This window comes from Streptococcus sp. 714 (assembly GCF_013277115.1).
In the GTDB taxonomy this organism is placed as follows: Bacteria; Bacillota; Bacilli; order Lactobacillales; family Streptococcaceae; genus Streptococcus.
In genome coordinates, this window is the sequence record NZ_VMMH01000037.1 from 1 (window position 1) to 9,397 (window position 9,397).

Genomic DNA, 9,397 nt, shown 5'->3' on the forward strand with positions numbered 1-9,397 from the left:
CTAAAGGAACTCAAGAGGCAGGTAAGGAAGGCCAATCTTTAACGCAACCTGAACTACCAGAAGCTCAAGTAGAAGTAAAAGGAACTCAAGAGGAAGGCAAGGAAGGTCAAGCACTTGTTCAAGATCAGTTACCTGAGTATAAGGTGACTGAGGGAACCCTTGTTGAAGAATCAACTACAGAAATTGACTACAAAACTGAAACGACTGAGGATCCAACTAAGTATACAGACGAAGAAACTGTCCTACGAAATGGTGAAAAAGGAAGTCAAGTTACAAAAACAACCTATAAAACGGTAGAAGGTGTCAAAACTGACCAAGTTCTTTCAACCAGTACGGAAGTGACTAAGGAGCCTGTAAATCAACAGGTAATCCGTGGTACAAAACCAATTGAAGGAACTCTTGTAGAGGAAAGCTTTGAAAAGATTCCATTCAAAGAAAAGATTGAAGAAGATAATCAACTGAAAAAAGGTTTAGAAGTCGTAGCTCAAGAAGGGAAAGAAGGTCAGAAAAAAATCACTAAGACCTTTAATACTATCAAAGGAGTTAAGACTGAGGATGCACCAAAAGTAATAGAAGAAGTTATTGAGGCCCCTCAAGACCGAATTTTGAAACGTGGTACTAAGAGCTTTGAAAAACCAGTATTGACCATCACAGCAGTTGAACCTAAGGATTTGAAACGGACTTCAGATGTTAAATACAGTCTAGAAAATCCAAGCAAGGCGGCCATTAAATCTATCACCTTAACTCTGAAAAAAGGTGATGAGATTGTGAAAACATTGAATGTTTCACCTGACAACTTAACAGCTAGCCTGACAGATTTGCAATACTACAAAGATTATAAGATTGAAACTAAGATGGTTTATGACCGTGGTGAAGGCGATGAGGAAGTAGTTCTGAATGAAGAACCTCTAAGAATTGACCTCAAAAAAGTTGAAATCAAAAACATCAAAGAAACAAGCTTGATGAGTGTGGACGCTGACGGTAATGAAACAGATACTAGTTTGCTTACAGAAAAACCAGCTGATGTTGCTCCGCTTTATCTACGAGTTACAACTCACGACAACAAAGTTACAAGACTTGCTGTTGACAAGATTGAAGAAGTAGAAAAAGACGGAAAAACTTTATATAAAGTTACTGCCAAAGCACCAGACTTAGTTCAACGTAATGCTGATAACACACTTAGCGAAGAGTATGTTCATTACTTTGAAAAACAAAAAGCAAAAGAAGGTAATGTTTACTATAACTTCAATGAGCTTGTAAAAGATATGAAAGCTAACCCTAGCGGTGAGTTTAAAATTGGTGCAGATCTAAATGCAGCCAATGTACCAACTCCAAATAAAGAGTATGTTCCTGGTACATTTAAAGGTAAGTTATCAAGTGTTGACGGGCAACGTTATTCAATCCATAATATGTCTCGTCAACTATTTGGTGGTATTGAAGGTGGTTCAGTTAAAGATGTTAACTTGGCTAATGTTGATATTAATATGCCTTGGATTGACAATATTTCTGCTCTTGCTAGAACTGTCAAAAATGCTACGGTTGAAAACATTAAAGTAACTGGTAGTATCCTCGGTAGAGATGGAATTGCTGGTATTATTAATAAAGGAGATACGGGAGCTCAATTAACAAATGTTGCATTCATCGGTAATCTTACTGGTGTTGGTAACAGAGGTTGGGATTTCGGTGGAATTGCCGGAGAACTTTGGAAAGGTAATATAGATAAAGCTTATGTAGATGCTTATATGGTAGCTAATAAAGCTCGTATCGGTGGTCTTGTTGCTAGAACGGACAATAGTGGTGACCCTAACGGAATCGGTAAATACGGGGCTGTCCGTAATGCTGTTACAAAAGGAACTATTAAAGTAAAAGATCCTGTTGAAACAGGCGGATTCATCAGTAAAAACTGGGCATGGGGTAAAGTTGCAGACTCCGTGTCAATGATGAAAGTTGAAAATGGTGAAGTGTTCTATGGATCTAAAGATATTGCTGAAGATGATGGTTACTTCTCAAACAATGCATTAGAACGTAACTTTATCGTGAAAGATGTAAGTACAGGTAAGCGTTCATTTAGATTCTCTACTTCTGATAGAATTAAAGAGGTTTCTCAAGAAGAAGCAGATAAGAAAATTGCAACATTGGGAATTACAGCTAATGATTATGTTATCAAGCCTCTTGTTTCAGATACATTAAATAATGTTAAACCAAAATCTGACACTTACAAAGATACTCAAGACTACGATGCATCTCGTGAGCTTGCTTACCGTAACATCGAAAAACTTCAACCATTCTATAACAAAGAATGGATCGTCAACCAAGGGAACAAGCTTGCAGCTAATAGTCCATTAATGACTAAAGAAGTCTTGTCTGTTACGGCGATGAAAGGCAATGCCTTTGTCACAGACCTTACAGATGCTGACCATATTTTTGTCCACTACGCAGATAAGACAAAAGACATCTTTACAATTTCACCGAAAGAATCTAAAGTTAAACAAGTGAAAGAATACAGTGTCGCTGAGCTTGGTGAAGTTGTGTACACACCAAACATGGTTGTTAAAGATCGTGCTGACTTAATCAGTGCTATTGAAAGCAAATTAAGCCCTGTTGAATTGCAATCTGACCCGATTTACCAACACTTGGGTAGAACTGGTGGTAACAAAGTCAATGCAATTAAGGACTTGTACCTAGAAGAAAGCTTCAAGTATGTGAAAGATAATCTTACTAAATTCGTTACGAAGTTAGTAGAAAATGAAGATCACCAGCTTAACACTGATGAAGCTGCAAAACGTGCTTTGATTAAGAAAATTGATGACAATAAGGCTGCAGTTCTTCTTGGTTTGTCTTACCTAAACCGTTACTACGGAGTTAAATTCGATGACTTTAATATTAAAGAGTTAATGCTATTTAAACCGGACTTTTACGGTAAGAATGTTAGTGTGTTAGACTTCTTGATTAAGGTTGGTTCTAAAGAAAGTAACATTAAAGGTGATAGAACTTTAGAAGCTTATCGCGAAACGATCGGTGGAGTTATCGGTATAGGCGAGTTAAATAGTTTCTTAGACTATAATATGCGTCTATTCACAAGTGATACAGACTTAAACGATTGGTTCATAAAAGCTACTAAAGATAATGTATATATCGTTGAACCAAAAACAACAACTCCAGAGTTTGCTGATAAGAAACACAGAGCATACGAAGGATTAAACAACGATATGCACGGTAAGATGATTCTGCCACTTCTGAACTTAAAAGATGCTCATATGATTTTAATCTCAACATACAATACACTAGCATACAGTTCATTTGAGAAGTACGGTAAGAATACTGCGGAAGAACGCGAAGCATTCAAAGCTGAAATCAATAAAGTTGCTAAAGCTCAACAAAATTACCTAGATTTCTGGTCTCGTCTATCATTAGATAAAGTTCGCAACCAGCTATTGAAGAGCAACAATATGGTACCAACACCAGTACTTGATAACCAAAACTACAAAGAAGGCACTGATAAATACGGTCACACTAATAGCGGTAAAGATGTCGCTCCAGTTCGTGAATTGTACGGACCAACAGGTCGTTACCATGCTACTGACTGGCGTATGGGAGCTGTAGCTCGTATCTACGGTAATCCTTATAAGGATGATTCAGTCTTCTTCATGGTTACCAATATGATTAGTGATTTCGGTATTTCTGCATTTACTCACGAAACGACTCACGTAAACGACCGTATGGTTTACTTAGGTGGTTCTAGACACCGTGAAGGAACTGACTTAGAAGCATTCGCACAAGGTATGTTACAATCACCTGCTGAAACAAGTCCAAACGGTGACTTTAAAGCACTAGGATTAAACATGGCATACGAACGTCAAAATGATGGAAACCAATGGTATAATACTAATCCAAATGATTTGACATCTCGTGCAGAAATCGATCATTACATGAAAGGTTTCAATGATACGCTTATGCTTCTTGATTACCTTGAAGGAGAAGCTGTAATTGATAAAGGCAGCAAAGAACTAAATAACGCTTGGTTCAAGAAAGTAGATAAGCAACTTCGTGGAGCTAATACCAAGAACCAATACGATAACGTAAGAGATTTAAATGCAGAAGAAAAAGAATATAATTTAACATCTGTTAACGACTTAGTAGAGAAAAACTTCATGACTAAACACGGTCCTGGTAATGGTCAGTATGACCCAACTGGATTCGGTTCTGCTTACGTAACTGTGCCTATCACTGCAGGTATCTACGGAGGTAACACGAGTGAAGGGGCTCCAGGAGCAATGTCATTCAAACATAACACCTTCCGTATGTGGGGTTACTTTGGATATGAAAAAGGTTTCCTAAATTATGCTTCTAACATGCTGAAAAATGAGTCTAAACAAGCAGGTCATGCTACTCTAGGAGATGACTTCATCATTAAGAAAGCTTCTGATGGTAAATTTAGCAACCTAGAAGATTGGAAGAAGGCATACTTCAAAGAAGTTGTTGATAAAGCTAAAGCAGGATTTAATCCAGTTACAATTGACGGCACTACATACAGTAGTTACGACGATTTAAAACAAGCATTCGCTGCAGCTGTTGAAAAAGATAAAGCAACTCTTAAAAATGGATCAGTTAAATTTGATAATACTGTATCACTTAAAGAGAAAATCTTCAAGAAACTTCTTCAACAAACAAACAGCTTTAAAACTTCAATCTTTAAATAATCGAAATCTCTCATCTGCTTTGCGGATGAGGGTTTTCTTATTTTGTGCTATACTTAAGGTATGCATAGAAAAACAGTGATTGATTTTAGGGCTTTGGGGGAGAGATACACCTTTACCCAGCCTATTAAAGAGTTGAAAACGAGAAATGTAGCAGAAGTGGCAGATTTGCTGGCACAAGTGGAAAGCTACCAAGAGCAAGGCTATTATGTGGTGGGCTATGTTAGCTACGAGGCTGCACCTGCTTTTGAGGAAAAATTAGCAGTTCACAAGACTCCCCTACTGGGAGAGTACCTGCTATATTTTACAGTTCATGATAGGGTAGAAACATCCCCTATTCCTCTGACTTATGATGAGGTTGATTTGTCCTCAAATTGGCAGGAAGTAACGTCTGCAGCAGACTATGAAAAGGCGATTGCCCAAATTCACCATCATTTGCGACAGGGGGACACCTATCAGGTCAACTACACCGTCCAACTCAAGCAAGATTTAAGTGCCAATCCTTTTGCTATCTACAATCGTATGGTAGTAGAGCAGGAGGCGGGCTACAATGCCTATGTTGAACATGACGAGATGGCAGTGATATCCATGAGTCCAGAGCTCTTTTTTGAGCAAAATGACCGCGAGTTGACAACGCGACCAATGAAGGGAACGACTCAGCGTGGTATGACTGACCAAGAAGACTTGGAGCAGGCCAGTTGGTTGGAACAGGATCCCAAAAATCGCTCTGAAAATATGATGATTGTGGACCTCTTGCGCAATGATATGAACCGTATTTCTGAAGTGGGCAGTGAGCACGTGGAGTGTCTGTGCCAAGTGGAACAGTATTCAACTGTTTGGCAGATGACTTCGACCATCAAGAGTCAGTTACGACCGGATGTTGACCTAGTTGAAATCTTCCGCTCTCTCTTTCCTTGTGGTTCCATAACGGGTGCACCGAAAATTGCGACCATGGAAATCATCAAGAACTTAGAGCCCCAACCGCGTGGAGTTTACTGCGGAACGATTGGTCTCTTACTTCCAAATGGACGACGGATTTTCAATGTTGCCATTCGGACCATTCAACTGCATCAAGGGAAAGCCATCTATGGAGTAGGTGGCGGTATTACTTGGGATAGCACGTGGGAATCTGAATATCGAGAGGTTCATCAAAAGTCGGCAGTTCTTTATCGTAAACAAGCTCGTTTCCAATTAATTTCAACTGGAAAAATCAGCCAAAAACAACTGCTGTTTGAAGAACAACATCTGGAAAGACTGAGAAAAGCTAGTCGATATTTTGCTTATCCTTTTGACCCAGAAATTTTGAGGCAAAAGATTGAAGCAGAGTGTCAGACTTGTGATGCTAATCAAGACTACCGCTTGCGAATTAGCCTTAGCAAATCTGGAGAGATAGAAGTCGATCGTCAAGTATTGGAACCTCTCAGTCCAACCTTCTGCCATGTCCAACTCTGCTTTCAGGAAGCCAATTTGCAACAAGCCTTTACCTATTTTAAAACGACTTATAGACCGCATTTGAACCTAGGGGAACAAGAGAAGATTTACCACAATAAGTCAGGAGAACTGCTTGAAACCTCTATCGGAAATTTGGTTCTGAAAATCGATGGGAAACTCTACACATCGCCTATCCGACTTGGAATCTTGCAAGGAATTTATCGTCAGCATTTGCTGGAAACAGGACAGGTAGAAGAGAAAGTCTTGACTTTAAAAGACTTAGCCCGAGCTGAGGCTATTTACGGCTGTAATGCAGTGAGAGGCTTGTATGAGTTAAGCATTTAGGAGAACTAGATGAAACTGGTATTTTTACACGGCTTAGGGCAGTCAGCAGAGTCTTGGAAAGAGGTTCGGAATCAAACGAAGGATAGGCTTACAAAGACTCTTGAATTGCTGAAATAAGTTTGATAAAATAATAGTGAAATCGATATCATAATTATGGGAGAAAGAAATGAACAAACGTCTATTTTTAAAAATGAGTCTGGCAACCTTGCCAGTTTTAGCCTTGTTTTCACAACCTGTGTTAGCAGAAGAAAACATTCATTTTTCTAGTTGTAAAGAGGCTTGGGCGAATGGATACTCAGATATTCATGAGGGAGAACCTGGTTATTCTGCCAAGTTAGACCGTGATCATGATGGTGTGGCTTGTGAATTGAAAAGTGCCCCTAAGGGTGCCTTTAAAGCAAAACAATCAACTGCGACTCAAAACAATACAAGTTCAGCAACAACAAGTGGCTGGGTTAAGCAGGATGGTGCTTGGTATTACTTTGATGGAAATGGCAATCCAGTGAAAAATGCATGGCAGGGAAGCTACTATCTGAAAGCAGATGGTCAAATGGCACAGAGCGAATGGATTTATGATTCTTCCTATCAAGCTTGGTATTATTTGAAATCAGATGGTTCTTATGCAAAAAATGCATGGCAAGGAGCTTATTACCTTAAATCAAACGGTAAAATGGCACAAGGTGAGTGGGTTTATGATTCTTCTTACCAAGCCTGGTATTACTTGAAATCAGATGGTTCTTATGCTCGCAATGCATGGCAAGGAAATTACTATTTGAAATCGGATGGTAAAATGGCTAAGAATGAGCGAGTTGATGGCGGACGTTACTACGTAGATGCTTCAGGTCTCTGGAAACCATAATCCAGAATAAAATCCAGAAAGTTAATGCAAACCTTTGCATAAATGAGTGAATTTTGTTATACTAGTACTGTAAGCATTTTCAATTACTAAACAATGAAAAAGGAGAATATGATGAGTCAAAAGATTATTGGGATTGACCTTGGTGGAACTTCTATCAAATTTGCAATCTTGACAACAGCAGGAGAAATCCAAGAAAAATGGTCTATCAAGACCAACATTTTGGATGAGGGAAGTCATATCGTAGATGATATGATTGAGTCTATTCAACATCGTTTGGACTTGCTTGGATTGGCAGCAACGGACTTCCAAGGTATTGGAATGGGATCACCAGGTGTGGTTGACCGTGAAAAAGGAACTGTTATTGGTGCCTACAATTTGAACTGGAAAACCCTTCAACCAATTAAAGAAAAGATTGAAAAAGCCTTGGGCATTCCATTTTTCATCGATAATGATGCCAACGTGGCAGCTCTTGGTGAGCGCTGGATGGGGGCTGGTGATAACCAACCAGACGTTGTCTTTATGACACTTGGTACAGGTGTTGGTGGTGGTATCGTCGCAGAAGGCAAATTGCTTCACGGTGTTGCTGGTGCAGCAGGTGAGCTTGGCCACATTACTGTTGACTTTGACCAACCAATCGCATGTACTTGCGGTAAGAAAGGCTGTCTTGAGACAGTTGCTTCAGCAACAGGTATTGTCAACTTGACTCGTCGTTATGCCGATGAATACGAAGGCGATGCAGCCTTGAAACGCTTGATTGATAATGGAGAAGAAGTAACCGCTAAGACTGTCTTTGACCTTGCAAAAGAAGGAGACGACCTTGCTTTGATCGTTTACCGTAACTTCTCACGTTACTTGGGAATCGCTTGTGCTAACATTGGTTCAATCCTAAACCCATCAACAATCGTTATCGGTGGTGGTGTGTCAGCTGCAGGAGAATTTCTTCTACAAGGTGTTCAAAAAGTCTACGACGAAAATACCTTCCCACAAGTACGCACATCTACTAAATTGGCTCTTGCAACTCTAGGAAATGACGCTGGAGTTATCGGAGCAGCATCACTTGTATTGCAATAAAATAAAAAAGGAGAAAATTGCTTTCCAGAAGCGAGTGATTTTCCTCCTTTCTTTTTTTATGCTATACTAGTTAGGACAATAAATGAGGTGAGAGAGAATGACAAAAGCAGATACGATTTTTAAAGAGAATATTGAACGAATCCTCAAAGACGGTGTCTTTTCTGAGCAGGCCCGCCCCAAGTACAAGGATGGGACAGTTGCCAACTCCAAGTACGTAACCGGTGCCTTTGCCGAGTATGACTTGGCTAAGGGAGACTTTCCCATTACAACTTTGCGGCCAATCGCCATTAAATCCGCCATCAAAGAACTTCTCTGGATCTACCAAGACCAGTCTAATAGCCTAGAAGTTCTCAATGACAAGTACAATGTTCACTATTGGAATGACTGGGAAGTGGGAGATACAGGAACTATTGGTGAGCGTTACGGGGCGGTCGTTAAGAAACACGATATCATCAATAAGCTTCTCAAGCAGTTGGAAGCCAATCCTTGGAATCGTCGCAATATCATTTCGCTCTGGGATTACCAAGCTTTCGAAGAAACAGAAGGACTACTCCCATGCGCCTTTCAGACCATGTTTGATGTCCGCCGTGTAGATGGGGAAATCTATCTGGATGCGACCTTGACCCAGCGTTCTAACGATATGCTAGTGGCCCACCACATCAATGCTATGCAGTATGTGGCTCTTCAAATGATGATTGCCAAGCATTTTGGCTGGAAGGTTGGGAAGTTCTTCTACTTCATCAATAACCTCCATATCTATGACAATCAATTTGAACAAGCAGAGGAATTGCTTCGTCGGGAGCCGTCAAACTGCCAACCACGTTTGGTTTTAAATGTTCCTGATGGGACTAGTTTCTTTGATATCAAATCAGAAGATTTTGAGTTGGTGGATTATGACCCTGTTAAGCCACAGTTGAAGTTTGACCTAGCTATTTAATACTCTTCGAAAATTTCTTCAAACCACGTCAGCGTCGCTTCATCTACAACCTCAAAG

General features: G+C 39.9%; 4 protein-coding genes and 2 pseudogenes. All 6 read left to right on the top strand.

Annotated features, from left to right (window positions below; genetic code table 11):
- On the top strand, window positions 1–4,700 hold a 4,700-nt coding region (locus HT718_RS09245; protein ID WP_173268268.1), incomplete at its 5' end, for a ZmpA/ZmpB/ZmpC family metallo-endopeptidase.
- A gap of 60 nt (window positions 4,701–4,760) precedes the next feature.
- Entirely contained in the window at window positions 4,761–6,473 is a 1,713-nt protein-coding gene (gene pabB / locus HT718_RS09250; protein ID WP_173268269.1) for an aminodeoxychorismate synthase component I, read from the top strand.
- A 9-nt stretch (window positions 6,474–6,482) separates the two neighbouring features.
- Window positions 6,483–6,581 (top strand): annotated as a pseudogene (locus HT718_RS09680) (alpha/beta hydrolase); the annotation flags it as partial.
- Window positions 6,582–6,639: 58 nt separating this feature from the next.
- Window positions 6,640–7,326 (top strand): annotated as a pseudogene (locus HT718_RS09255) (N-acetylmuramoyl-L-alanine amidase family protein); the annotation flags it as partial.
- Window positions 7,327–7,443: 117 nt separating this feature from the next.
- Window positions 7,444–8,403, top strand: coding sequence for an ROK family glucokinase (locus HT718_RS09260; protein ID WP_173268271.1), 960 nt, complete (start codon window positions 7,444–7,446; stop codon window positions 8,401–8,403).
- Window positions 8,404–8,500: 97 nt separating this feature from the next.
- Window positions 8,501–9,340 (top strand): thymidylate synthase, encoded by an 840-nt coding sequence (locus HT718_RS09265; protein ID WP_173268272.1) that lies wholly within the window; start codon window positions 8,501–8,503, stop codon window positions 9,338–9,340.
- Window positions 9,341–9,397 lie beyond the last annotated feature (57 nt).